The organism is Acidovorax sp. sic0104, assembly GCF_019219095.1.
In the GTDB taxonomy this organism is placed as follows: Bacteria; Pseudomonadota; Gammaproteobacteria; order Burkholderiales; family Burkholderiaceae_C; genus Acidovorax.
Genome location: NZ_JAHUWH010000010.1, coordinates 197,178 through 222,959, shown reverse-complemented (window position 1 = coordinate 222,959; position 25,782 = coordinate 197,178). Strand labels below are relative to the sequence as shown.

The 25,782-nt window shown below is 66.4% G+C and carries 24 protein-coding genes and 1 pseudogene; 6 read left to right on the top strand and 19 right to left on the bottom strand.

All coding sequences use genetic code 11. The features are described from left to right. Positions 1–127: 127 nt before the first annotated feature. From KW835_RS17510 to KW835_RS17500, 3 genes and pseudogenes are all read right to left on the bottom strand, one after another. Positions 128–703 (bottom strand): annotated as a pseudogene (locus KW835_RS17510) (cryptochrome/photolyase family protein); the annotation flags it as partial. 171 nt (positions 704–874) lie between these two features. Continuing rightward, positions 875–1,384, bottom strand: coding sequence for a hypothetical protein (locus KW835_RS17505; protein ID WP_218384692.1), 510 nt, complete (start codon positions 1,382–1,384; stop codon positions 875–877). Positions 1,385–1,491: 107 nt separating this feature from the next. Next, a complete protein-coding gene (locus tag KW835_RS17500; protein WP_255593611.1) occupies positions 1,492–2,220 on the bottom strand; it encodes a class I SAM-dependent methyltransferase in 729 nt (242 codons plus the stop codon). Positions 2,221–2,329: 109 nt separating this feature from the next. On the opposite strand from KW835_RS17500, the gene KW835_RS17495 reads away from it, so the two are divergent. The 3 genes from KW835_RS17495 (at position 2,330) to KW835_RS17485 (ending at position 4,893) form a co-directional block, all read left to right on the top strand. Then, the gene (locus KW835_RS17495; protein WP_218384690.1) at positions 2,330–3,211 is read left to right on the top strand and encodes a LysR family transcriptional regulator; all 882 of its coding nucleotides are present in this window, start codon (positions 2,330–2,332) and stop codon (positions 3,209–3,211) included. 206 nt (positions 3,212–3,417) lie between these two features. Then, positions 3,418–4,575, top strand: a complete 1,158-nt coding sequence (locus KW835_RS17490) for an ABC transporter substrate-binding protein (RefSeq protein WP_218384689.1) — start codon at positions 3,418–3,420, stop codon at positions 4,573–4,575. Positions 4,576–4,650: 75 nt separating this feature from the next. Next, positions 4,651–4,893 carry a glutaredoxin gene (locus tag KW835_RS17485; RefSeq protein ID WP_218384687.1) on the top strand — a complete coding sequence of 81 codons (243 nt, stop codon included), beginning with the start codon at positions 4,651–4,653 and terminating at the stop codon, positions 4,891–4,893. A 48-nt stretch (positions 4,894–4,941) separates the two neighbouring features. On the opposite strand, the gene KW835_RS17480 is transcribed toward KW835_RS17485, so the two are convergent. The 16 genes from KW835_RS17480 to KW835_RS17410 form a co-directional block, all read right to left on the bottom strand. Then, positions 4,942–5,412: a DM13 domain-containing protein gene (locus KW835_RS17480; RefSeq protein ID WP_218384685.1), complete on the bottom strand. Its 471-nt coding sequence runs from the start codon at positions 5,410–5,412 to the stop codon at positions 4,942–4,944. Between the two features lie 25 nt (positions 5,413–5,437). Next, on the bottom strand, positions 5,438–6,412 hold the full coding sequence (locus KW835_RS17475) for an alpha/beta fold hydrolase (RefSeq protein WP_218384683.1): 975 nt from the start codon (positions 6,410–6,412) through the stop codon (positions 5,438–5,440). Positions 6,413–6,463: 51 nt separating this feature from the next. Next, positions 6,464–7,612 (bottom strand): ABC transporter substrate-binding protein, encoded by a 1,149-nt coding sequence (locus KW835_RS17470; protein WP_218384681.1) that lies wholly within the window; start codon positions 7,610–7,612, stop codon positions 6,464–6,466. A 113-nt stretch (positions 7,613–7,725) separates the two neighbouring features. Then, positions 7,726–9,876 carry a D-(-)-3-hydroxybutyrate oligomer hydrolase gene (locus KW835_RS17465; protein WP_218384679.1) on the bottom strand — a complete coding sequence of 717 codons (2,151 nt, stop codon included), beginning with the start codon at positions 9,874–9,876 and terminating at the stop codon, positions 7,726–7,728. Between the two features lie 109 nt (positions 9,877–9,985). Then, positions 9,986–11,056, bottom strand: coding sequence for a branched-chain amino acid ABC transporter permease (locus KW835_RS17460; RefSeq protein ID WP_218384670.1), 1,071 nt, complete (start codon positions 11,054–11,056; stop codon positions 9,986–9,988). Between the two features lie 166 nt (positions 11,057–11,222). After that, a complete protein-coding gene (locus tag KW835_RS17455; RefSeq protein WP_218384669.1) occupies positions 11,223–12,209 on the bottom strand; it encodes a branched-chain amino acid ABC transporter permease in 987 nt (328 codons plus the stop codon). Continuing rightward, positions 12,206–12,328, bottom strand: a complete 123-nt coding sequence (locus tag KW835_RS26890) for a hypothetical protein (protein ID WP_255593610.1) — start codon at positions 12,326–12,328, stop codon at positions 12,206–12,208. Before KW835_RS26890 ends, KW835_RS17455 begins: the two co-directional genes overlap by 4 nt. Then, the gene (locus tag KW835_RS17450) at positions 12,325–13,068 is read right to left on the bottom strand and encodes an ABC transporter ATP-binding protein (protein ID WP_218384667.1); all 744 of its coding nucleotides are present in this window, start codon (positions 13,066–13,068) and stop codon (positions 12,325–12,327) included. The genes KW835_RS26890 and KW835_RS17450 overlap by 4 nt, the downstream gene beginning before the upstream one ends. After that, entirely contained in the window at positions 13,065–13,838 is a 774-nt protein-coding gene (locus KW835_RS17445) for an ABC transporter ATP-binding protein (protein ID WP_218384666.1), read from the bottom strand. Before KW835_RS17445 ends, KW835_RS17450 begins: the two co-directional genes overlap by 4 nt. A 91-nt stretch (positions 13,839–13,929) precedes the next feature. Next, complete coding sequence (locus KW835_RS17440; protein WP_218384664.1) at positions 13,930–15,408, bottom strand: PHB depolymerase family esterase; 1,479 nt, start codon at positions 15,406–15,408, stop codon at positions 13,930–13,932. A gap of 174 nt (positions 15,409–15,582) precedes the next feature. Continuing rightward, a complete protein-coding gene (locus KW835_RS17435) occupies positions 15,583–16,782 on the bottom strand; it encodes a substrate-binding domain-containing protein (protein ID WP_218384663.1) in 1,200 nt (399 codons plus the stop codon). A gap of 153 nt (positions 16,783–16,935) precedes the next feature. After that, entirely contained in the window at positions 16,936–18,438 is a 1,503-nt protein-coding gene (locus KW835_RS17430; RefSeq protein ID WP_218384661.1) for a sigma-54-dependent Fis family transcriptional regulator, read from the bottom strand. Positions 18,439–18,555: 117 nt separating this feature from the next. After that, positions 18,556–19,266 carry a DUF2325 domain-containing protein gene (locus KW835_RS17425; RefSeq protein WP_218384656.1) on the bottom strand — a complete coding sequence of 237 codons (711 nt, stop codon included), beginning with the start codon at positions 19,264–19,266 and terminating at the stop codon, positions 18,556–18,558. 203 nt (positions 19,267–19,469) lie between these two features. Further along, positions 19,470–20,975, bottom strand: a complete 1,506-nt coding sequence (locus KW835_RS17420) for a tripartite tricarboxylate transporter permease (protein WP_218384654.1) — start codon at positions 20,973–20,975, stop codon at positions 19,470–19,472. Positions 20,976–20,990: 15 nt separating this feature from the next. Next, entirely contained in the window at positions 20,991–21,506 is a 516-nt protein-coding gene (locus KW835_RS17415; protein WP_218384647.1) for a tripartite tricarboxylate transporter TctB family protein, read from the bottom strand. A 120-nt stretch (positions 21,507–21,626) separates the two neighbouring features. Beyond that, positions 21,627–22,586, bottom strand: a complete 960-nt coding sequence (locus KW835_RS17410) for a tripartite tricarboxylate transporter substrate binding protein (RefSeq protein ID WP_218384645.1) — start codon at positions 22,584–22,586, stop codon at positions 21,627–21,629. Positions 22,587–22,815: 229 nt separating this feature from the next. Here KW835_RS17410 and KW835_RS17405 point away from each other — a divergent pair, with 229 nt between their 5' ends. The 3 genes from KW835_RS17405 to KW835_RS17395 are packed head-to-tail and all read left to right on the top strand — an operon-like array spanning position 22,816 to position 25,420. Further along, a complete protein-coding gene (locus tag KW835_RS17405; RefSeq protein ID WP_218384643.1) occupies positions 22,816–23,514 on the top strand; it encodes a response regulator transcription factor in 699 nt (232 codons plus the stop codon). Further along, positions 23,511–24,995, top strand: a complete 1,485-nt coding sequence (locus KW835_RS17400) for a sensor histidine kinase (RefSeq protein ID WP_218384642.1) — start codon at positions 23,511–23,513, stop codon at positions 24,993–24,995. Before KW835_RS17405 ends, KW835_RS17400 begins: the two co-directional genes overlap by 4 nt. After that, a complete protein-coding gene (locus KW835_RS17395; RefSeq protein ID WP_218384641.1) occupies positions 24,992–25,420 on the top strand; it encodes an RNA-binding S4 domain-containing protein in 429 nt (142 codons plus the stop codon). Before KW835_RS17400 ends, KW835_RS17395 begins: the two co-directional genes overlap by 4 nt. The last annotated feature ends 362 nt before the right edge of the window (positions 25,421–25,782 follow it).

The following is a 25,782-nucleotide window of genomic DNA, read 5'->3' as shown; positions in this document are numbered from 1 at the left end:
CGAACCCATCGGGTACATCCCGCCTGCTGAGGCTGAGGCAAACTACTACCGGCAACTCGCCAGTCAGGCCACTGTGGAAGTGGGCTGACTTAAACCAAACAGCCTCCGCAGAAACCGGGGCGATTCAGGGCTTGCGGTTGTCGTGGTCGTAGTTCCATTGGCCGCCTTCGGGCTCGCGCACGTCGTCCATCAGCACGCCGTGGCGCTGGCGCATGCGGCGGTAGAAGTGCTCCATGAGCCACTGCGGGCGGCCTTGGAAGAGGTCGGAAAGTTCGGTGCGGGATGTGTAGAAGTGCTCGCTGCCCATGGCCTCTACGGCAAAGGCTTGCTCGTCGCCCCAGGTTCGCAGTTGCTCGTCCAGCCGCCATTCGTCGGGGTGCTGGTACTGCAGGCGCTGCGCGCCGTAGTGCGCCATGAGCGCGGCCAGGTTGCCGGGCAGGGACTGGCGGTTGCTGGCGTCGTCGATGGCGACGTAGCGCACGCGGTGGCCGGCCTCGCGCAGTTGGCGGGCCAGGTCGCGCATGGCGGCGAAGATGGCCAGGATCTTTTGCGCGTGGTGCAGCACGTAGTCGGTCTTTTGCCGAACTTCCATCAGCACGTAGACCACGCCGGCATCGTGCTCGGCAAACCAGCTGTGCTGGGGGTTGAGCTGGTCGCCCAGCAGCAGGCGCAAAGTTTGGGCGCGGGGCTGGTGTGTGGCCATGGGTGGATCGGGGGCTGCGGCACGGTCAGGGGGCTGCTGCGATTATGGGTGAGCGGTGGTGCAAGAGCGTCCGCCCTGCTGTGCGACGGGGTCCGCCGCACAGCCTACGCCCCAGGGACACGGTCAATCGCTGCGGCGGCCGGATGGGCCGTGAAACCCCGCCATGCAGCCTCAGCACCGCCCCGCGGCGCGCAGCAAGGCGTTGCAGTCTTTGGCCGCGGCGCGGTCACGCTGTTGCGGCGCTGCCGCAGGGGCCGTGGCGGGGGCAGAGGTGGGGGCATTGGCGTCGCTGCGGCTGGGGTTGGCACTGCCAATGCCACTGCGACTGTTGTTGCCTGCGGCGCTGCCGACCATCGCAGTGCAAACAGCATCCGAATGCGGGGTCTGGCCAAAACTCATGGCCTTCTGAAAGCCCGTGGCTCCATACAGATAGCAGCGGAAAGTCGAGCCGTCGCGGGTGTTGACGGTGTAGTTGAGACGGCCACCGGATTCCTCGTGGCGATCGGTGATGGAGAACTGGCCTGCGGGCCGGCCAACGGCCTGCGCAGTGCGCTGCTCCAGGCCGCCCTCGTCAAGGGTGGATGCGCAACCGCCGAGAAGGGGCAGTGCAGCCGCAGCAAAAGACGCAAGCTTTGCCGCAGAGGAAAAACGCGCCACAGGGGCCAGGGATGGGAGTTTCATGGGTGCTTTCATGGTGGGTTAGGTTTGAGCAGGCAAGGCAGCCCCCTGCGGCCTCCAGGGAGCGCATTCGGTGCGTGAGCAAAGGGGGCGATGTGTGTGGCGGCAGGTCAACCCGGTTTTCGGGCAACCACGAAGGCTCGGATGTCCTTGCCGCGCGTACCGTGCCGTTCACTGCAGACGACCTCCAGCCCCTGGCGGACCATGGCCGACTGAAGTTGGGTCTGGCTGAAGCACAGCACCGCAGGCGCCTTGCCGATGGCACGCATGAGCGGCACGGCAAGGTGCGGGATGAGCGGGTTCATCTCGGCAAGGCACGCTGTCTTGGAGATCAGCAGCCCCCCGGGCCGCAGGGCATGCCACACCTGCATCAACGCCTGGTCAAGATGGCCGACCAGATGCAGCATGTTGAAGGCCATCACCACGTCATGCGTTCCCCGGCCAGATACAGGGGCATCCGCATCCGCCACAGCGAAACTCAACTGCGGCGTGGGCTGGCTGGCCAGCCTCTGTCGCGCGATGGCAATCATTTCGACAGAGATGTCGGTAGCCAACAGCCGCCGGGTGAAGGGTGCCAGGCGCAAGGCGGTGCTGCCGGTGCCGCAGCCGATCTCCAGCACGTCGTGCCGGGCATCGAGCAGGCCCTGTACACGCCGCAATGTAGCTTCGTATCCGGGCAGATCCGCGATCGGGTCGGCGGCGTACCTGGCGGCGATGCGGTCCCAGAACCGCGCCTTTTCATGCGCGCCCGGCAAACTTTGCAGCGCGGGCACCGCAGCGTTCATTGAATCGCCGGGCGTGGCGGCACAGGGCGTTGGGGCAGATTGAGGAGCAGGCATGGATGCAGGCAGTCAGGGACGTCAATACAAGGAATGAGCAACCGGATGCTATGCATGCACAAGCGTGCAGTAAATTGCGACAAATCGCAGCGGGCATATACATTTACGCATGAGCGATCTGGATTGGAATCAGCTGAAAGCGTTTCTCGAAACGGCGCAAACCGGCTCGCTGTCGGCAGCAGCCCGCAAACTGGGCCTGTCCCAGCCCACGCTGAGCCGGCAGGTGGCAGCCATCGAGAAGCACATGGGCGTGACCCTGTTCGAGCGCGTGGGCAAATCCATGGCACTCACGCCCACAGGGCTGGACCTGCTGGAGCATGCGCGCGCCATGGGCGCCGCAGCCCAGGCATTGGGACTGGCGGCCAGCGGACGCTCGCAGGCGGTGGGCGGGGTGGTCTCGGTGTCGGCCACCGATGCCGTGGCGGCCTACCTGCTGCCGCCCTTGATAGAGCAGTTGCACCGCCAAGAGCTTGGCATTGCGATAGAGGTGATTTCGTCCAACGCGCTCAGCGATCTGCTGCGGCGCGAGGCAGACATTGCCATCCGCCATGTCAAGCCGGAACAGCCGGACTTGATAGCCCGCTTCGTGCGCGACGCGCAGGCGAACTTCTATGCCTCGCCCGCCTGGGTCCAACGACATGGCCACCCGCGCACTGCCCAGGACGCGGCCCTTCTGCCGTTTGTGGGGTCTGACCGTGCAGGTCAATATCTCGCGTATCTTCGCCAACATGGGCTGGCACTCGAAGAGAGCAACTTCACCTGCTATGCCGACCATTCGACGGCGCACTGGGCGCTGGTGCGCCAAGGCTTGGGCATCGGTGCCATGATGGACGAAATCGCGCGCGACACACCGGGCATCGTGCAGGTGTTGAACGACGTTCCGCCGGTGCGGTTTCCAATCTGGCTGGTGTCGCATCGCGAGCTGCGCACTTCGCGCCGCATACGCGTGGTGTTCGAAGCGCTGGCGCAGGGGCTGGCGGAGCCCGGCTGACACTGCCGCGCTTGCGGCACGGTGCCGCGCGGGGACCGCGTCAGTCTCCAAGGTGACGATACGGCCGCCTCTGACAGTGTTTTCCCCAAAAGCACCGGCAAGGCCTCCGTCGATACTGGCCGCCCTGCCAACACTGCGAACTCGCCCCTGCCGCGCGGATCTGTGCTGTGTGCCGGCCCAGGATCACAACGACAGGAGACTTGCCCATGCCCAGCCCGACCCGCCCCACGCCGGCCCCGTTGCCCACGCGGCGCCGCATGCTGACCGTTGCAGCGGCGGCAACCGCCGCCACGCTGCCCGCCTGGGTACACGCCCAGCCTGCCGAGCCCTGGCGGATCGGCCAGACGGCGGCACTGACCGGCCCGCTGGCGTTTCCATTCGTGGAGATGAACAAGGGCATCCACGCGGCTTTCATCGAGGCCAACGACAAGGGCGGCGCGGACGGGCGCAAGCTGGAACTGATCAGCATCGACGACGGCGGCGACCCGGCCAAGGCCACCGACAACGCCCGCAAACTCGTCGAGCAGGAGCGCGCCTTCGCGCTGCTGGGCTGCGGCGGCACCACCAGCGTGATGGGTGCTCTGCCGGTGGCCATGGCCGCCAAGGTGCCGGTCATAGCGCCAGCCACGGGGTCCGATGCCCTGCGGCCCTTCAACCCGCTGGTGTTCCACGCGCGCGCCAGCTATGCGCAGGAGCTGAACAAGATCGTGCAGCAGTTGGGCTCCACCGGGTTCACCAAGTGCGCCGTGGCGTACTTCGACAACCCCTTTGGCAAGGCAACGCTGGCCGCATTCGACGCTGCGGCCAGGGCCCATGGCAATACGGCGTGGAAGGCGTTCCTCGTCAACGAGACGCCCGAGGGCATTGCCCGTGCCGTGGACGAGATTGCTGCGTGGCAGCCCACTGCGCTCACCTCGCTGTCGGTGGGTGCGATGGGTATTCCGTTCTACAAGGCCTTGCGAGCCCGCGTGAAGGCGCCTGCATTTTCGATTTCGTTTCTGGGCTCGCGGCCCCTGCTGGCAGCGCTGGGCGATTCCGCCAAGGGCATCACGGTGGCACAGGTGGTACCCAATCCCGACAGCGTGGCAATACCGCTGGTGAAGGCCTACCAGGCAGCGCTCAAGCGGGTGGAGGGCAGCGCACCCGGATACTCGTCGCTCGAAGGCTATGTGAGCGGCCGCCTCATGATCGAGGCGCTGCGCCGCGCAGGGCGCGCTGCATCGCGTGAGAAGCTCATGGAGGCGCTGCACTCGATGCGGCCTTACGACATGGGCGGCTTCGAGCTGCGCTACGGGCCGCAGGACCACAACGGTACGGACTTTGTGGAACTCACGTACTTCAACGGAGACCGGTTCAGGCGCTGAACCTGCGAAGCGGCGCACCGATGCCCCGGTGCTGCAGCGGTACGGGGCCCCGGTGCTCCCCGTAAACTGGCGCCCATGACGCTTCAAATCACCGTGTATTCCAAGTCCGCCTGCCCGCAGTGCGACTCCGCCAAGAAACTGCTGCAATCGCGCGCCCTGCCCTTCGAGGAAATCAAGATCGATGACGAGGCCGAGCGCCTGGCGTTCTACGCCAAGTGCGGCCCTTCGGTGCGGCAAATGCCGCAGATCTTCATCAACGACCAGCGCGTGGGCGGACTGGCGGGCCTGCAGGCTGCGCTGGCGCAATTGGGCCAGTAGGCGCAATCTCAACCTCGGCAGCAGCCGCCGGCATGGCCCGAGTCACCGCTAGCGGTACTGAGCGGCGGAGATGAACTCGCCGAACGTCTCGCACCACACGACCACGGTGTTGAACCGGGCGGGGTCCGCCCCGTGCGGGACCGGGACAATGAAGTTGTGGAAGGTCTTGATGTCGCCCAGGCGCAGCATCTGGGGCTTGACACGCTGGAAGTCGGCCTCGGTCTCTACGAACTCGGGCGACAGGTAGAGCTTGTAGTCCGGGCCGGGCGCCAGCTTGCCTTGCAGGCTGATGCTGTGCGGGCCGACGTAGACCGTGCCTTCGCCCCAGTGCAGTGCATCGCTGCCTTTCAGGTCGCGGCGCAGCGTGGCGGTCCACTGCGCGGTGGATGCGCTGGGCTGTATGTCTTGCTGCGTGGGGCTTGCGGGTGCGATGAGGATGGGCAGCACGTACACCCCCGCGCCAAAGCCGACCGCGAGGACCAGCAGGTGCGAGGCGGTCAGCGCCAGCAGCTTCTTCATGGCAGTACAGCGGCGACGCAGACCATCAGGGCCACTGCAGGTGGGACGGCGCGCGGTATTGCACCGGGGCCTTGGAGTGCAGTCCCGCGCCGCCGGCAGACCGCGCGAAGGCGTGCTCTCCGGGGCCAGGATCCTGCACGCCGTGCACCAGGAACCTGTCCACCAGCGCATAGTGCGCGGGCACATTGAGCGCGGGTGCGTGGCCACAACCGGCCACCTCCACCACCTGGGCCTGGCCACGCGCACCGGGGCCGCGCGTCAGCATCTCGGCCGTGACGTCGCGCAACACCAGGTCGGACTCTTCGCCGCGCAGGCACAGCACGGGAATGTCCAGCGCGTCGTAGTGGTCCCAGATGAGATAGTCGTTCGTGTGGTGGGTGAACTGCTGCACCATGGCCGGATCATAGTGCGGCGTCACGCGGCCGTCGGGCAGGCGGCGTGTGGATGTCTCGGTCAGGCGGCGCCACTGCGCGTCGCTGAGCCAGCCGTAGGGCTGGTACACCTGACGAAAGAAGGCCTCCAGCTCCTGCACGGTGCTGAAGGACGGCGGGTGGCCCGCATAGGCCTTGATGCGCTCCAGCGCCGCTTCGGCCAGGCGGGGCGCGTTGTCGTTGAGAAGGAGGCTGGAGATGCGCCCCTTGAGCCGCGGCTCGAACAGGCCCGAGGCGCACACGGTACCAATCGCCCCGCCCATCGACGTGCCCACCCAGTGGGCTTTCTCGATGGAGAGCTGATCGAACAGGTCGGCCGCGATGCGCGCATAGAACGACAGGCGGTACTCGTCCTGCGGTGCGCGCGCCCACTGGCTCAGGCCCCGGCCGATGGTGTCGGGGCAGATCACGCGAAAGCGTGGCGCCAGGTGTGCAGCCAGATCGTCCATGTCGCGCCCGGTACGCGCCAGGCCGTGCCAGGCAATGACCACCGGCGCATCGAGTGCGCCCCACTCCGTGTAATGGATCTCATAGCCGGCACAGGTGGCGTAGCGTGAAAGGGGGTTCATGGTGGCAGCCTTTGGGAACAGGAGAGCAGAAACAGGGACGACAGCGGCGCGCTACTTCATCAGGCGGCCGTTGCTGCCGATGACCGTGACCTCGACATAGCGCGAGCCGATGCGGTTGGTGGGTGAGTAGCCGAGCGTGATGCCGCCCAGGTCGTAGCTCTGCAGCGACTCCAGGGCCTTGACCACGCGTGCGCGTGACGGAGCGGGGCCCGCGCGGCGCAATGCCTCCACCAGCACCTTGGCGCCCAGGAATTGCTCGAAGCTGGTGTAGTTGACCTCTGCCTCGGGCGCGTACTTCTTGAGCAGCGACTGGTACTCGCGCACCACCGGCAACTGCGGCCGATAGGGGTATGGCACGACCTGGCTGATGCCCAGTCCATGCGCGTTCTTGATGCCCGCCAGCCTGACCAGTTCGGTCGGGTCCACCACGGAGATGTTGTACAGCTGCGCACCGCCGCCCTGCTCGCGGTAGCGCTGTATGAACGCGGCGGCAGGCTTGTTGATGGCGATCATGATGACCGCATGCACATCGGCTGCCTTGATGGCCTTGACGGCGTCCTCCACCTGGTCGGTGTTGCGCTCGTAGCCGGCCGCCACCACGAGCTTGAGGCCGCGCTTGGCCAACGCTGCCTCGACCCCGGCCAGGCCCGCCTTGCCGAAACCGTCGTCCTGGTACATCACAGCCACGCGGTTCATGCCCAGTGTGGTGAGCTGCTGCACCATGTGCTCGGTCTCGTCCACATAACCGGCACGCACATGAAAGATCCAGGGGTTGAACGGGCTGCGCAGGGATTCGCCGCCCGTGTACGGCGCCACCAGCGCAGCACCGCCCTGCTCGAGCACGCCGTCGGCCAGCAGCTGCGTGATGTTGGCAGTGCCGGCAAAGCCGTAAAGCGCCACCACATCCGTACGCGCCAGCATGCCGCGCGTCAACCGCACCGTATCAGCCACCTTGTAGGCATCGTCCGCTACCTCCTGGCGAATGGTCGCACCGTGCACGCCGCCCTGGGCATTGACCCAATCGAAGTAGATCTTGCCGCCCAGCACCATCTGCGCCCCGGTACTGGCCAGCACACCCGACAGCGGTGCCACCTGCCCCACCACGATCTCTGCCGCATGCGCCGGCATCGCGGCGGCGATGCCGGCCGCCACTGCCAACGCCGCCACCATGCGGCGGCCCCATGCATTGAACTGATCCATCTTGTTGATCCCCTTGAAGTTGTGGCCCGCCCCGCCCGGCGGCAAGCGCGGGGGGCGGACCCTGGCGCTCACCAGTGGGCTGGACTGGCGTGGTATTGCGAAACTCCGTGGGCTCAGTCGGGAACGGTGATGGCGCCAGCGGTGATGGCGATGGCGTTGGCAGCCACCGGCATCAACGCCAGCGGCGGCACGTTGGCCGCGGTGATGGCGGGCGCGCCACCCGGCGTGCCGCCGCGCGGCACGGTGCGCACCACCTGGCTGGCGGGCAGTGCCTTGCCGTTGGCCAGGTGCTCGTACACCGCGTCGAGCGCGTGGTTCAGGTACACGTGCAGCGGCACGTAGCGGCTGTCATAGCCGGGCAGCACGGAGGGCAACCCGATGAAGCTGTCGAAGTGCTGGGCGTTGGCCACTTCCACGTAGCTGAGCTTGCTGGCCGCGCCCTCGACCTTCCTGTTGAGCGCGGCATAGGGGCGCGAGGTGTGGCTCACGGGCAGCAGCGCGTCGGCGCGGCCGTGCACGATGATGGCGGGCTTGCCGCGCAGGTTGCCGCTGCGGCGGGTTTCGTCCACGCCGGCCTGCAGCTTCTTGGCCGCGGCATCGGTGCCGGTGACCAGGTGGCGCAGGCACAGCGCGCCGGGCGTGTTCCAGTCGGCCGCTCCGGAATCGGACACCGACAGGAAGTCCCGCGCCGGGCCGAGCTTGCCCTGGTTGTTGACGAGCTGGATGCCGCCCGAGGGTGGCACGCCGTTGCCCGTGGCGAACATGCCTGCCAGCGCGGCCTGCGCCAGGGGTGCGACCACTCCGGTGGCGGAAGCGCCCGCATAGCTGAAGCCGCACAGATGGTCTTTCACGCTCGCGCGCGAGAGGCTGTTGGCAAAGGTCACGGCCACGGCGGGAGCGACTTCAAACGCAGCCAGCGACGCGTGCAGGTCGTTCGACTCGGGCTCCCAGCCGTAGGCGCGCAGCTTTTGCAGCGCTTCTTCGGCCTGCGTGGCTGTGGTGGTGGATGTCAGCCACCCGGCCGTCTTGAGCGCCGCGCAGCGATTGGGGGCGATGGGCAGCGCCGCGCTGGCAAACCCTGCGGCAAAAGCTGCTGCATAGGGGCTGGTGCTGACGGAAGGCGCGAGCGACGCGCACGCCTGGTAGAGATTGGCATAGGTGGTGAAGTCCACCAGGGTCTTGCCGGTCACGGCCACATCGGCGCTGCCGCGGCGCACGGTGACGCCCGGGTCGGCCGGCAGTTCCAGCGCGGGTTCCGAGACAGCCACGCCGCTGATAAGGCCCTGCGTGTCCTGCTCGGCCGCTGCAATGGCGGCGCCGCCGCCGTTGGAGATGCTGGACGCGATGACGATGGTGTTGGCGGGTGTGAGTGTCTTCAGGCGCTGCCCTGCGGCGTCGGTGCTGCCGTAGCGCTGGTTGAGCACGTAGTAGCCGAACTCCACGGCCTGCAGCGTGGTGGTGCCCCAGTCCTTTTCTGCGTTCTGGCCCGAGTGTGCGTGCTTGAAGGCAAACCGGTTGGGCGTTGCGGTGTTGAAGGCCGCCAGTTCACTGGCCGAGAGGCCTGCATTGAACGCCGCGTTCTTGCCTGCAGAGGACGCGGAAGCGCGCGTGCCGTCGATCAAGGGCACGGTATCGTTTTGCAGGTCGTGGGGCGCGCCGCCCGTGCCCTTGTCCGAGTAGGCCACGGCACAGCCGCGCTTGAGGCCCCATTCACCGGTGGATATGCCGCCATACACCCCGCGCGAGCCGGACGCTGTGGCGGTGATCATGCAGGGCTTGGCCGGGTTGAAGCTGGTGGGCACCTGCACCATGAGGGTGACGTTCTTGCGGCCGGAGCCATCGTCGGCGAACGCGATGTATTCGGTGCCCGCCACCTTGCCCTCGCCCGACGTCACCTTGCCCTGCGCGTCCACGTTGGGGCCATACAGCAGGCCATAGCCGCCCGCGGCGGTCATGTCGAGCATGGCGCGGTAGTTGGTGTGGATGGCCGTGCGGCGCAGTTCGGCCGCAGTGGGCTTGAGCGGGTCGGCATAGGCAGGTGGCAGCGCTGCGGCCAGGCCTGTGGCACCGAGGCCGGCGGTGAGCAGGTCGTTGCTGGACCCGTCATAGGTGGTTTCGCTGATCGCGCCCAAGTACGCCGGCCTCGTGTTGAGGGCGGGCGGTTGGTTGTCGCTGTCGCTGCCACCGCAGGCGGCGAGGACTGCCACAGCCAAGGCTGCGGGGACGAAGGGGCGCAGGCGCCCCTGGATGCTCATCTTCACCATGTGCTTGTCTCCTGTTTTGTCTTGATGTCTTTGCACAGCGATCCCACACCTCACCCACGTCGGCTCCCGCGGGTGCCCACCCACATCGGTGCTGTCGGGGGGGTTGTTCTCAGGCCTTCCGTGCCGCCGCCGCACGCAGGCGCCCCACCACACCGGTGGGGAAGTAATAGACCGAGAGGACGAAGAGCACGCCCAGCCACAGCAGCCAGCGGTCGGGCGACAGCAGCCCGGCCAGCCAGGGCAGGCCCGAAGCGGCCTCGCTGCCCAGACGCAGCAAGTCCTGCAGATAGCTTTGTGCCACCAGGAACAGCACGGCACCGATGGCCGAGCCGTAGATGGTGCCCATGCCGCCGATCACGACGATGAGCAGGCAGTCCATCATGATCTCGAAGCTGAGCGACGTGTCCGGCCCGTTGTAGCGCAGCCAGAGCGCGAGCATGGCGCCCGCGCAGCAGGCGAACAGGGCCGACAGCACGCTCGATGTGGTGCGGTACACCACCACGCGGTACCCGATGGCCTCGGCGCGGAACTCGTTCTCGCGGATGGCCTGCAGCACGCGGCCGAACGGCGAGTTCACGATGCGCAGCAGCGCCAGCACCAGCGCCACGGCCACCACGAAGAGCAGGTAGTAGCAAATCAGGCGGCCGTCGATGGCGACGCCCAGGAACGGATCGTCGAACGGCTCGAAGCTGGGCGACAGGAACTCGGGCACCTTGAAGGTCAGGCCGTCCTCGCCGCCCGTGATGTCCGACAGCTGGGAGGCCAGCGTCTGGAACGCCGCCGCCACGGCCAGCGTGATCATGGCAAAGAAGATGGCGCGCACCCGCAGCGAGAACAGCCCCACGGCCAGCGACAGCAGCAGCGAGAGCACCAGCGCGCCACCCAGCCCCACGCCCAGCGCGGCCCAGGTGGGCCCCATGCGCGTGGTGGCCACCGCGATGCCGTAGGCCCCGATGCCGAAGAACATGGTGTGCGCAAAGCTCACGATGCCGGTGTAGCCCAGGAGCAGGTCGAAGCTGGCGACCAGCACCACGAAGATCAGCACCTTGGCCGCCACGGACAGCGCCTTGACGCCCGGGAACAGGAAGGGCGCGAACGCCAGCCCGAGGAAGATGGCCACGAGGATCGCCGCCAGCACCTTGCTGCGCGGGTAGTCGCCAGAGAGAAGTCGGTTCAGCATACGGATGCCTGTTGTGTGTTGGGACCAAGCCTGAAAAGGCGCGCGGCGCAAGCGCCGCAACCGGACGCATGCCAGTGGCACCGTGGAACCGGCTTCGCCGGGCCAGGGGTGCCGCCCCCTTGAGGGGGTATGCGGCTACACGCAGTGAGCAAGCAACGGGGGGGAGTCATCTGTTCGCTACCGGGTAGACGCCTTGCGGGCGCCAGAGCAGGATCGCGACCATGAGGGCGATGTTGGAGAACAGCGCCACCTTGGGCAACAGAAAGCCGGTGTAGTTGGCCATCAGCCCCACCAGCAGCGCGCCGATGAGGGCGCCGCCCGTGGACCCGAGGCCGCCGATGATGATCACGATGAAGATCAGCACGTTGACCTGGGCGCCCATCTGCGGAATCACGTTCTGCTGGTACAGGCCCCACATCACCCCGCCCAGGCCCGCCAGGGCCGAGCCCACGACGAACACGCCGATGAACAGGCGGCGGATCCGGTAGCCCAGGCTTTCAACCATCTCGCGGTCCTGCACGCCGGCGCGGATGAGCAAACCGACCTTGGTGCGCGACAGCGTCCAGGCCAGCAGACCGAAGACGAGCAGGCCCACGGCCACCGCGACCAGGCGGTACTTCTCGATGGCGGCATCACCGACCAGCAGCGAGCCGCGCATGCCTTCGGGCAGCGGCAGGGGGATCTGCGCGGGGCCCCAGATCACCTTGATCAGCTCTTCGCCGATGATCATCCCGCCCATGGTGATGAGGATCTGCTTCAGGTGCTGGCCGTACACGGGGCGCACGATGAAGCGCTCGAACGCCAGGCCCACGGCGCCCGCCACGGCCATGGCGACCACCATGGCGGGCAGCACGGCCATCAGGTTGCGCCACAGGTCGGCACTTTGCGTGTAGTCGCCCATCGCACCCAGCACGCTGGTGGCCACGAAGGCACCGAGCGCAATGAACACGCCGTGGCCGAAGTTGAGCACGTCCATCAACCCGAACACGAGCGTGAGGCCCGAGGCGATGATGAAGATGATCATGCCCATGGCCAGGCCCGCCACGGTGAGCGTGAGCCAGGTGCTGGGCGAGCCGATGAAGGGCAGTACCAGCAGCGCGAGCGCCGGCACCAGCGCCAGGGGCTTCCAGTCGAAGTCGCGGGCCATGCTCATGCCGCACCTCCTTGGCAGGTCGCTTGTGCCAGCGCGACCGCTACTATTTCGATAGCTACCAGCGCTTTACCATCAAGCGCCAGAGCACAAAAATGCTTGAAATTCCGGGTCTTTTTCATAGTGCCAGCCCCAGCAGCGACCGCTGCAATGCCTCGTCTTGCGCCAGCGCGGCCATGCTGCCTGCATGCACCACCTGGCCGTTGTCCATCACGGCGACGGTGTCGCCCAGCCGCTTGGCAAAGTTGATGTTCTGCTCGACGAGCAGGATGGTCACCCCGCTCTTCTTGAGCTGGTCGAACGCATCGATCATGTTGTTGATGATGGCGGGCGCGAGGCCCTTGCTGGGCTCGTCCACGATGAGCAGGTCGCGCGGCTCGACGATGGCGCGGCTCACGGCCACCATCTGCTTCTGGCCGCCGCTGAGCTTGCCGGCGGGGTGGTTCCAGAACTTTTCCACCGCCGGGAACAGCTTGAAGATCCATTCAAGCCGTGCCGTGTCCATCTGCGCGGCATTCTTGGCGCCGCGGGCGGCCAGCAGCATGTTCTCCTTCACGGTGAGGTCCGCGAAGATGCCCATGTTCTCGGGCACGTAGGCGATGTTCAGGCCCGCGATGGCGGGCGTGTTCATCGCGGTGATGTCGCGGCCCGCAAAGTGGACCGTGCCCTGCGACGCATGCCACAGGCCCATGATGGTGCGCAGCGTGGTGGTCTTGCCCGCGCCGTTGCGGCCCAGCAGCATGGTGAGCTGGCCCTTGGGCACGGCCAGGTCCACCCCGTGCAGGATGTGGTACGCGCCGATGTGGGTGTGAACACCCTTGAGTTCGAGCAGATTGCCCGTGTTGTTGTGGGTGCTTGTCATGCGGCCGCCTCCTTCGTCACGCCGAGATAGGCTTCCTGAACCACGGGCGAGGCGATCACTTCGGCGGGCACGCCGTCGGCCACCAGCGTGCCGTTGGTCAGCACGATGATGCGGTCGGCCAGCTCGCGCACCACGTCCATCTTGTGCTCCACCAGGAGGATGATCTTGGTCTTGTCCTTCTTCAGCTCGCGGATCAGGTTCAGGATCACGGGCGCCTCGTCGTGGCTCATGCCGGCCGTGGGTTCGTCGAACATGTAGACCTGCGGCTCCAGCGCCATCAGCAGCGCCACTTCGAGCTTGCGCTGGTCGCCGTGCGGCAGGCTCGCCACAGGCGTGTCCTGGCGGTCGAGCATGGCCACGGCCTGCAGGATGGCGCGGGCGCGGTCGGTCAGGTCGCGGTGGTCGCTCCAGATGCTCCACAGGTTCAGGCCGCGGCGGTGCTTGCCTTCCTGCGTGGCTTGCACGGCCAGGCGCACGTTCTCCAGCACGCTGAGGTTGGGAAACAGGTTGGTGAGCTGGAAGGCCCGGCCCAGGCCCGCATGTGTGCGCGCCGAGACCGACTGCCCCGTGAGGTCCTGCCCGCCCAGAGTGACGCTGCCCGCCGTGGCGCGCAACTGCCCCGAGATGAGATTGAAATACGTGGTCTTGCCCGCGCCGTTGGGGCCCACGATGGCGGTCAGCGTGCCGGGCTCGAAAGAGCAGGTCACGGCGTTGACCGCCACGTGGCCGCCGAAGCGGATGGTCAAGTCCTTGGTGGACAAGGTGCTCATGGGTAGTGCGTCACTTTCACGGTCGTCGTCTTTCAGGGGTACCGCGCGCCCTGCCCTGACATGGACAGAGCGCGCGGTGTTCAGCGCATGGTCAAGGGCATGTGCCGATGACGTAGTAGTTGGGACTGGTCTGCTTCAAGGTGTTGTTCACGAAGATGTTCCACAGCCCCATGCTCTGGTTGGAGCCCAGCGCGAAGGTGTAGCCGCCATACACGTACGCCCGGCCGGCCATGGTGTGGGCGTAGTTGCTGGCAGTGGTGCAGGTGGCGCCACCTCCCGGTGCAGCGAGCGTGGTGCCCGTTGCGGCGGCCGATGCAGCGCCCTCGGCGCCGTTGGCGTCGGCGGCGCGCACCGTCCAGCTGTAGGTGGTGGAGGCTGCCAGGGCGGTGTCGGTGTAGCTCGTGCCGCTCACCGGCAGCGCGTTGACCTTGTTCGCATTGCGGTAGACGTTGTAGCTGGCCGCGCCCGAGACAGCGCTCCAGCCCACCACCATGGAGTTGGCCGTGGCGCCCGAGGTGCTCACGCCCGTGGGGGCGGGCAATGCGGGGTTGGTGGGCGGGTTGGTCGTGCCGCCGCTGGAGACCTGGTCCACCATGGCCTTGATGGCCGCCATCTGCGGGCCGGACTTCTTGGCGTAGTTGGCGTTGTCGTAGCCCCACCAGTCAAAGCAGCTGTTGGTGGCAGCCGTGCTGGTCTGCGGGTACAGCATCACGATGTTGTTGGTCTCGGCCCAGCGGTTGTAGCCGGTGTTACGCACATACTGCTGCTGCACGTCGCTGATGTTCTGCTTGCAGCCGTGCAGCACCACGTGCAGCTTGCAGGTGGCCGTACCGCCGGCCTGGCAGGCCTGCGGGATGTAAGCCCAGCCGGTGGTGGCCATGCCGTGGTTGGTGATGAACTGGCTTTGGTTGAACTCGACGAAGTTGCCGGTGGGCAGCGCGGCACTGCTGCGCGGGTTCAGGCTGCCGTACAGGTGCTGCAGCATGGCACCGGCCAGGTCGAAGTTGCAATTGCTGATGTAGGGCGCGCCCTTGGTGGAGCAGCCGTTGCCGTAGTCGTCGGTGACCATGGCGTGCTCTGCTGCGATGTCCTTCTTGTAGACCACGTTGGCCGCGGGCACGAAGCTGCCGTAGTAGGTGCGCAGCGCGTCCATCACGCCGGTCTTGACCACGCTGTCGAGCGTGCCGGAGAACAGGTAGACCTTGGAGTTCTGCAGGTTGGCCACCGGGTCGATGAGACCCTGGCCCGCCCAGGTGTTGGTGGTGTTCACCAGGGTGCTGGTGGGAATGCCCGCAGGGCTGGCCATGCAGCGCCCGGTGGCGTTGACGATGGAGCCTTCCGCACAGTAGAACGGCCCGCCAGCGACCACGCCAGCGCCCTTGGCGAAGGTCGCCGAGTACGCCACGTGCAGCTGCACGGCCATGAACCCGCCCGCTGACAGGCCCGACACGGTGGTCTGTGTCTTGTCGATCTTGAGCGCGGGGAGGTTGACCGCAGCCTGCGCGCCGCCCGATGCACACAGTGCCAAAGCAGCCCCTGCTGCAGCCGCCCGGATGAAATTGAAAGCCATGTTGTCTTGTCTCCAAATAATTTTGAGAAAAACCGACCCAGCCCCTGTGTAGACCCAGGGGTTCATGCATCAATTCACTTGGAAAAAAAGGGGCGGCCGCCCCTGCGGGATGAACCCTGGCACCGGGCCATGAAGAGGCCCCGCGCCAGGCCACGCTAACGCGTGTGGTCGCGCCTATCGCTTGTTGCGGATGGGCACGTTCATTTCTTCAGGCTTGATCTCGCGCACCAGCTCGGGCACGCCCCAGGCGAAGGCCGGGTCCACCTTGATCTTGAAGTGGTACATGCTCTGCATGGCCTGGTGGTCTTCCTTGCGGAAGGTCATCTTGCCCTTGGGAGTGTCGAAACTCATGCCTTCCATGGTCTTGATGAGCTTGTTGGTGTTGGTGTCGCCGCCCGTGGCCTTGAGCGCGGTGACCAGCGCCATGGCCGAGCTGAAGCCGCCAGCGGTGAAGAAGTCCGGCGGGGTCTTGAACTCCTTGTAATGCGCGGCCACCATGGCTTCGTTCACGGGGTTCTTGGGGATGCCGAAGTAGTAGTACGTGGCGCCTTCCATGCCGGGGAAGTTCTTGTACGCAGCCATGGCGGGCAGGATGTTGCCGCCGGTAGCAATCTCGATGCCGTAGCGCTTCAGGTCCATGTCGGCGATCTTGAAGGGGTTGCCGGCGCCCGCCCAGACGATCCAGATGATCTTGCGGCCGGGCTGGTCCTTGAGCTTGTCGATCAGGCGCTGGGCACCGGCGGTGAAGTCGGTGGTGGCGGCGGGCAGGTACTCCTCGTGCGAAAGCTTGGCCTTCTTGATCGAATCCTTGAAGGCCTTCACGCCATCGCGGCCGAAGGCGTTGTCCTGGGCCAGCGTGGCCACGGTCACACCCTCCTTGTCGATCGCCACGGCGTTGGAGATGGCGTCCTGGCTGCTGTTGCGGCCGGTGCGAAAGATGTACTTGTTCCACTTGTCGCCAGTGATCGAGTCGGCCACGGCGGGCTCGACCAGCAGGATCTTCTTGTATTCCTCGGCCACTGGCAGCAGCGCCAGCGCCACGCCGGATGCCGTGGGGCCCACGGCGATGTCGGCCTTGTCATCCGAGTACGCGGTGGCCAGCAGGCTCTTGCCCAGGTCGGGCTTGCCCTGGTCGTCCTTTTCGATCACGACGAGCTTCTTGCCGTTGACGGTCATGGAGCCGCCGGTGGCGTAGTTCAGGCCCATCAGCAGGCCGGTCTGCGTCTGCTTGCCGTAGGCCTCCAGCGGGCCGGTCTTGCTGTAGATGTGGGCGATGCGGATCTCGCCGGAAGTCTGGGCGAACGCGGGGGCGGACAGCGTGGCCGCTGCGGTGACTGCGGCGGCAGCGAGGGCGACCAGGGTGCGACGGTGCATGGCGATGTCTCCTTTGTGTTGATGCCTGAACATTGCACAGTTCGTGCCAAGGCACAAGCTGTTGATTTTGAAGAAAGTTTTTGAAACGCCACGGAAACATTGCCTGAAATTGATACAGTCAATTTGCCTGAATTTCAGACATTTGCCTGATTTTTATTCAGGGTTTTCCAGACGTCCATAGAGCGTGGCGCGCGAGATGCCCAATTGCCGGGCCGTGGCCAACTTGTTGCCGCCATGGGCCTTCATGGCAGCGTGGATGGCCCGCTGCTCCAACTCGGCCACCTGCTCGGCCAGAGGGCGCAGGTAGCGTGATTCGTCCTCGACCACCACGGCGGTGGTGTCCTGCACCGGCGCGGCGGGCTCCACACCGGCCTCACGCAGCACGCGCTCAAGCTGCGCGGCGTCGATGGACTGCGAGTCCGAACGCATCACAGCCTGCTCCAGCACGTTGCGCAACTCGCGGATGTTGCCGCGCCAGGGCTGGCCCGCCAGCAAGGCCAGCGCGTCGGGCAGCAGTTCAGGCGGCGGGGTGCCGTTGCGCAGCGCCAGGTCTTCGCCCAAGGCCTCCACCAGCGCGGGGATGTCGCTGCGCCGCACCCTGAGCGGCGGCACGCGCACGGGCAGCACGTGCAGGCGGTAGAACAGGTCTTCGCGGAACTTCCCCTCACGCACCAGCGCGGCCAGGTCGCGCGAGGTGGCTGCCAGGATGCGCACATTGAAGGGCACGAGCTTGTTGGAGCCCAGGGGTTCGATCTCGCCTTCCTGCAGGGCGCGCAGCAGCTTGGCCTGCAGGCTTTGCGGCATGTCGCCGATCTCGTCGAGGAACAGCGTGCCGCCATCGGCCAGCTTGAACTTGCCGTCGCGGCCCTTGCGGTCGGCCCCGGTGTAGGCGCCGGGGGCGACGCCGAAGAACTCGGCCTCCAGCAAGGTATCAGGCACGGCGGCGATATTGACGCTGACGAACGGGCCGCCCGCGCGGCTCGACGCCGCGTGGATGGCGTGGGCCAAGAGCTCCTTGCCCGTGCCCGTCTCGCCCAGCAGCAGCACGGGGCTTTGCGACTGCGCCGCGCGCCGCGCCTGGCGCTTGACCTCGGCGGCTGCAGGGCTGGACCCAATGAAGCTGGCGAAGGTGTACTTGGACCGCCGCTCGCCGTCGCCCGCCACCGCCAGGCTGCGCCGCCGCTGGCTGGCCAGCTCGCGCCGGGCGTCGTCCAGGTCGCGCTGCAGCAGCGCGAACTTGCTGATCAGCGGCTGCAGCGTGGTCTCGGGGTGGTCGAACAGCACGATGCCGATGGCGCCGATCACGCGGTCAGCATCGTCACGCAACGGGATGCGGCTGACCACGAAGGTGCCGGCCTTGTTGGTGAGCAGGTCGATCAGCACAGGCTGGCCGGTCTCCAGCACGCGGCGCATCTGGGTGTTGGGGATCACCTCTTCCACCGTACGGCCGACGAACTGGTCGACCGACGAGAACCCCAGATCGGGCAAGAAGCGCTGGTACCCCTCGTTGACCCACACGATGCGCCCGCTGCGGTCCACCAGAAACATGCCCTGGCTGACGCTGGAGAACAGCTGGAACATGGAACGCGCCGCCAGTTCCAGGATGCCCTGGGCGTCCAGCGGCAGAGCGGGGGCGTCATCGGTGAGCAAAGGCATGCGCGGATGGTAGCGTGGCGGCACGGTGCCGGTTGGCGTATGGCGGCGATGCACCCACCCCGCAAGCGACGCAATTTGCTACATAATTAATAGCGCCAAGCCTTTGTTTTTCAGTCGCTAGAAGGCCTTTTCATCCGGAGCCGCAAGCGCCGAACCCTCTGCATCGATGCTTGCTGTTGGTTGCGAGCGTGTCATCCGCAGCACCACCATGGGCTGGATGGCCGACAACACCTCGGCCTCGCGCGCGGCCAGTGGCTGGTCCACCAGGATGCAGGGCTTGCCGGTACGGCGGCAGTGGTCCTGCACACGCCAATACTGGTCGTGGCTGATGCAGCCGGTCTGGCAGATCACGAGGTCGGCTGCAGCGAGGTTGGCGTCCAGAGCCGAATCACCGGCTTCCACCGGCATCGGCGCGTTGCGGGCAGCCAGGTGCGCAGGCTGCATGCTCATCGATGGCGCCGCTGCCCACGGTCGCGGCACCGAACGCGCAGCAACCGCCGCCGGCCCTTGCGCCACGGCGGAGGCCGCCTGACGCCAGCGCAGGCATTCGCGCGACAAGGCCGTGATGCGCTCTGCCAGCTGGCGGATGTGCCGCGCCATGGCCTTGCGATGGGGCAACCCGGGGCTTGCGGCCTGCAACTGCGCGAGTTCTTCCCTGGCGATGGCCAGGCGCGTATCCCGCAGGACGACTGCGCCGCGCAGCCGCACCACCTCGGCGGTCAAGGCGTCGATCTGCGCGGCCTGGGAGGCGATGGCGGCGCTGCAGCGCTGCTGCGCGTCGCCCAGTTGGCGGCACAGCGCCAGAAACTCCTGCGGAAGTGAATGCATGCACCACCTTTGCAAATAAGAACTATTCGCATTTTATGGTAGAATCAGCACCCGTTGAGCAAGCCACCTGGTGGGGAGGGTATCGAGAGGCGTCAGGGCTTTCGGTGTCTGGCTTGCAATGACATTGCTGCTGACCCATCAAAAAACCGCGCTGTAAGGCGCGGTTTTTTTGTTGGCGAGTGCCGGCGTAGCAGCCGCCGGACTCAGGCTTGCGCCAACGCCATCTTGCGGGCCGCCCAGCGACGTGCCACGCGGGGCAGGATCAGCACGGCCAGCACGATCACCATCAGTGTCAGCGAGCCAGGACGCTCGAAGAAGATGGTCCACTTGCCTTCGCCAATGGCGACTGCGTTGCGCATCTGCGCTTCGGCCAGCGGCCCCAGGATCATGCCCACGACGACGGGAGCCGATGGGAAATCGAAACGGCGCATCACCACACCGAGCAGGCCGATGGCGTACAGCAGCACCAGGTCGAACGCGCTCTGGCGCATGCCATACACGCCGAGCGTGGCGAACACCAGGATGCCAGCGTACAGGTACGACTTGGGGATCTTGAGCAGCTTGACCCACAGGCCCACCAGCGGCAGGTTCAGGATCAGCAGCATGACGTTGCCGATGTACATCGACGCGATCAGCGCCCACACCAGCGCACCGTTGCTGCTGAACAGCTGCGGGCCGGGCTGGATGCCGTAGTTCTGGAACGCGCCCAGCAGGATGGCGGTGGTATTGGACGTGGGGATGCCCAGCGTGAGCAGCGGGATCAGCGTTGCCGTGATGGCCGCGTTGTTGGCGGCCTCGGGGCCCGCCACGCCTTCGATGGCGCCCGTGGTGCCGAACTCTTCCTTGTGCTTGCTGAGCTTCTTTTCAGCGGCATAGCTCAGGAAAGTGGGAATCTCGCTGCCGCCCGCAGGCACCGTGCCGAAGGGAAAGCCGATGGCCGTGGCGCGCAGCCAGGCGGGCCACGAACGGCGCCACTCTTCCTTGGTCATGTGCGTGCTGGTGAGCTTGTTCTGCGTCTCGTCGGTCTTGCCTTCGTACATCACGTTGTACAGCGCTTCGCCCACGGCGAACAGGCCCACGGCGATCAGCACGACTTCGATGCCGTCCATCAGCTCGGGCACGCCGGCGGTGTAGCGGGCCTGGGCGGTGAGCTGGTCAATGCCGATCAGGCCAAGGGCCAGGCCGACGAACAGTGCCACCATGCCACGCAGCGTGCTCTTGCCCAGCACCGCGCTCACGGTGGTGAAGGCGAGCACCATCAGCATGAAGTATTCGGGCGGGCCCAGGCGCACGGCGTACTCGGCCACCACGGGGGCGAAGAAGGTCACGAGCACGGTGGCGATGGTGCCCGCCACGAACGAGCCGATGGCCGCGGTGGCCAGCGCCGCCCCGGCGCGGCCGTTCTTGGCCATCTTGTTGCCCTCCATGGCCGTGACCATGGAGCCCGCCTCACCCGGCGTGTTGAGCAGGATGGAGGTGGTGGAGCCACCGTACATGGCGCCGTAGTAGATGCCGGCAAAGAAGATCATCGAGGCGGTGGCCTCGACCTTGACGGTGATGGGCAGCAGCATGGCCACGGCCACTGCGGGGCCGATGCCCGGCAGCACGCCCACGGCGGTGCCGATGACACAGCCCACGAAGGCCCACATCAGGTTGATGGGAGTGGCTGCAGTGATGAAGCCCTGCAGCAGGAGGTTCCAGGTATCCATGGTGTCGTGCTGGCTTTACAGCCATCCCGTGTTCGTGAGGCCGGGCAGGTTGATCGCCAGCAGTTGGGTAAACATCCAGAACACCGGCGCGGCCACGGCCACACCGATGAAAAGGTCCTTGAACCAGGCCTTGGGGCTCAGGTCGAGCGTGCCTTCCGAGCTCTTGAAGCCCCGCACCGCGAGCACGAAGCACAGCGCGCAGCTCAGGATGAAACCGAGCGATGTGATCAGCAAGGCATTGAGCAGAAGGCCGACCGACACCCAGATAAAGCCCTTCCAGTGGGCTTGCCCATCGCCCGAAGCCTCTTCCAGCTCACGAAAACCGCCCGTACGGGCATGAATGACGGACAGAGCGCCGCAGATGATCAGCACGATGGCCACCACCCAGGGGAAGAAATTGGGGCCTACGCCGCCATAGCCCGCCTCGGAGCTGATGGAGGTGGCGCCCCAGGCCAGCAGGCAGCCCAGCAGCAGGATGCCCGCTCCGACCACGGTCTGGAGGCCCGTGGAGCGAGAGGAATGTTGTGTCATGTTTTTGGTCCCGCGAAAAGAGCGACAGGGCCGATGCAGCCCTGGATTGCGCAGCGCCCGGGGCGACGGCGGTGGCGCCGTACCTCAGCCCCGGGCGTGCGACCGGTCCGAGAACGCCGGTCAGATCATTCCGGACTTGGCCATCGTGGCACGCAGGCTGGCGAACTCGGCGTCCACGAAGTTGGCAAACTCGTCGCCAGCCAGCCACGCGGGCGTCCAGCCGTTCTTTTCCATGGCGTCCTGCCAAGCCTTGTGCTTGTAGGTCTTGGAAAGCGCGTCGATCAGCTCCTTGCGCTGCGCAGGGGTGATGCCCGCCGCGCCATACACTCCACGCCAATTGCCGATCTCGACGTTGATGCCCTGCTCCTTGAGCGTGGGCACGTTCACGCCCTTCAGGCGCGTGGCAGACGTCACGCCCACAGCGCGCATCTTGCCGGCGGCAATGTACTCGGCGAACTCGCTGTAGCCGCTGCCACCCACGGTGACGTTGCCGCCCAGGATGGCGGCGGTGGCCTCACCGCCCCCACGGAAAGCCACGTAGTTGATCTTGGCAGGGTCCACGCCCACTTCGCGGGCGATCATGGCTGCGGCGATGTGCTCGGTGGAGCCGCGCGAACCGCCGCCCCACTTCACGCTGCCGGGGTCCTTCTTGAGCTGGTCCACCACGTCCTTCATGGTCTTGAAAGGCGAGTTGGCCGGCAGCACGAACACGTTGTACTCGCTGCTCAGGCGCACCAGGGGGGTGACCTTGTCCAGGCCCACCGGCGGCTTGCCGGTGATGATGCCGCCCAGCATCACCGCGCCCATCGTCATCAGCGCGTTGGGGTCACCCTTGCTGGCGTTGGCGAACTGCGCCAAGCCAATGGCGCCCGCCGCGCCGCCCTTGTTGTCATAGGTGACCGAGCTGGCCACGCCGGCATCCTGCATGGCCTTGCCCAGGGCACGGCCGGTGGTGTCCCAGCCACCGCCAGGGTTGGCGGGAATCATCATCTTGATCGCCGCTGCGGCATGTGCAGACAGAGGCAAGGCACCCACGGCAGCCACGGCAGCCAGGGACTTGAGGAAGGTATCGCGACGCATCAGGGTCTCCTTATGGTTTGTCGAACCTTTCAATGATGCGCGCCCTGCCTGTCAAACGGCTGTCCGGAGGATTAGGGAAAACCCCCTGAGGCGCTGCGCGCCTTCCCCCTGAAGGGGGACGCACCCGGTGGCCTGGCGAAGCCAGTTCCACGGGTGCACTGGCCTGGGACTCGTCACCGTTGGCTGTTGTGCGAAATCAACTGGCGCGCGGGCGGGCCATGGGAGTGATATGGTCCCGCGCATGAAATTGCTGCTCGTAGAAGACGATCCCACCATGCAGGCCACGCTGCACCGCGCCCTGAGCCGGCGCGGCATGGAGGTGACGCCCGTGGGGGATGGCCGCGCAGCGCTGGCGCAGTGGGCGGCGCAGCCGCCCGACGCCGTGGTGCTGGACCTCACGCTGCCGGGCCTCGACGGACTTCAGGTGCTGCAGCAGGCGCGCACGCGCGGGCTGCGCACGCCGGTGATCATCCTCACTGCGCGCGGAACCGTCGGCGACCGCATCATGGGACTGAATTCGGGCGCGGACGACTACCTGCCCAAACCCTTCGACCTGGATGAGCTGGAAGCCCGCCTGCGGGCCCTCGTGCGCCGCAGCGTCGACCCGGTGGCCAACACCGCCCTGCCCCCCAGCATCGTTCAGATCGGGGCCATCCGCTACGACACGAACAGCGGCGCCATCTACCTGAACGGCGAGGTGATGGAGCTCACACCGCGTGAGCTGGCGCTGATGCACGCCTTGCTGGCCCAGCCAGGCCACGCTGTGACGAAAGAGCGGCTGTATGAACTGGTGTTTCCCGGCCAGCTCGACGTGCAGTACGAGGCCATCGAGGTGGTGGTCTACCGGCTGCGCAAGAAGCTGGTGGGCACGGGCCTCACGCTGATGACGCTGCGCGGCCTGGGCTACCTGCTGCGGACAGATGCATGAAGCACCCCGACACGAAACCGCGCGCGAACCAGGAACCCCGGCCGCACTCGCTGCGCCGCCGCCTGCTGCTGGGCATCCTGGTGCCGGTCGCCGTGTTCATCACCTACAACACCTACAGCCTGTACCACCAGACGCTGGCATCGCTGAATACCGCGTATGACCGCACGCTGCTGGCATCCGCCAAGAGCATCAGCGAGCAGTTGGACGTCACAGGCTTCGAAGAGAACGCGCACCTGCGTGCCACCGTGCCCTACTCGGCCCTGGAGGCGTTCGAGGCGGACAACCAGAGCCGCATGTACTACCGCGTCTCCAGCCTCAACGGCGAATTGATCTCGGGGTTCGACGAACTGCGGCCCTGGAGCGGGACCATCCCCGTGCGCCCGCCATACGCCGCGCTGGTCGACTTCTACGATGACACGTTCCGGGACATGCCTGTGCGGGTGGCGGTGCTGCTGCAACCGGTGGCCAGTTCCACCGGGCGCGCCATGGCCGTGATCCAGGTCGCCGAGACGCTGGAAGTGCGCGAAACGCTGGCGCTGCAAATACTGCGCAATACGCTGCTGCGCCAGGCGCTGCTGATCGCCGTGGTGGCATTGACCGTGGCGCTGGTCGTGCAGCGTGCGACCAACCCGGTGCGCCAGCTCAGCCACCAGCTTCAAGCCCGCAAGGAAGGGGATTTGAGCCCCATCGCAGCCCCATCGGCCCCGCGCGAGCTGCAGCCGCTCATCGATGCCACCAACGAAGTCATGCAGCGCCTGCGCCACCTGCTGCGGCACCAGAAAAGGTTCGTGCGCGATGCGTCCCACCAGTTGCGCACCCCGCTGGCGGTGCTCAAGACCCAAGTGCAATCGGCCGTGCGGGGCGACGTGGAGCCCCGCCAGGCCCTGCACGAGATCAGCGACACCGTAGACCGCGCCACGCAATTGGCCAACCAGATGCTGGCACTGGCCAAGGTGGAACAGCTGCGCCAGCAGAGCGCGCCGCCCATCACCCGCATGGACGATGTGCTGCGCACCGTGGCGCTGGAGATATCCCCCCTCATTGCGCAGCGCGACCTGGACTTCGGCATCCACACCGAGGCGGCACCCGTGCAGGCGCACGAATGGATGCTGCGCGAACTCAGCCGCAACTTGCTGCACAACGCCGTGCGCCACGCGCCGCAGGGCAGCGAGCTGACCGTGGATCTGCGCGCGGACGGTCGCCATGCGGCGCTCACGGTAAGCGACCACGGCAGCGGCATTGACGACGAACTCGCAGCCCGGCTGTTCCAACCGTTCTCCGCGGGCGACGTGCGCACCGGCAGCGGTTTGGGCTTGGCGATCTGCCACGAGATCGTCCAGGCGCTCGGCGGCAGCATCGTGCTGACCAACCGCATGACGGGCAGCCGGGTGGCGGGACTGGACGCTGTGGTTCGCCTACCCCTATCGCACCCGGCCTCCGACAACACGGACGCGCCACACACGGCACAATCTCCTGCATGACGACGACGATGGAGACAATGCGCCTGGACAAGTGGCTCTGGTGCGCCCGCTTTTACAAGACACGCAGCCTGGCCACCGAAGAAATTTCCAAGGGCCGCGTCACTGTGAACGGCCAACTGGCCAAGCCAGCCCGCGACTTGCGCTGCGGCGACACCGTCGCCTTGCGCCAGGGCCCCGTGGCACGTACAGTGGTGGTGCGCGGGCTGAGCGGTTTTCGGGGGCCCGCCCCCACGGCGCAGCAACTCTATGAAGAAACCGCCGACAGCCTCACCGCCCGCGAACACGCAGCCGAACAGCGCCGCCTTGCCCCCGAACCGTCGGCCGCGCTACAGGAAGGCCGCCCGACAAAGCGCGACCGCCGGGAAATCGACCGCGTAGGCGCCCGTGGCTGGGGTGACCGCTGGAGCGCATCCATCAAGGAGTGAAGCGGATTCAACCGTCTGTCGCCCTGCCGGCCTCTTTGCCTCCTTGCTTGCAACGGGTCTGCCGGTGAAGGGGGCGATGCCCTCGATGCAGTGCAGGACAGCGGCTTTCGCCATCAGAGCGCCTGGGGTACCAAATTTTTCGCAAGAACAAGGGGCAAGAAAGCGGACATATGTCACACTCTGCCAGCCAGCTCAATAGTCCACTTGCTGAGCCTCGACTACGATTGGGATGCCGTTAATTCTGACGGTTCGACCCCCACGAAGTCGAGATATGCAAGATTTAGCCCGCCTCGTGCGGGCTATTTTTTTTGCGCAGCCCAGACCTCCCGCAGCACTTCACCCGTGGCTGCACCCTAAAGTGC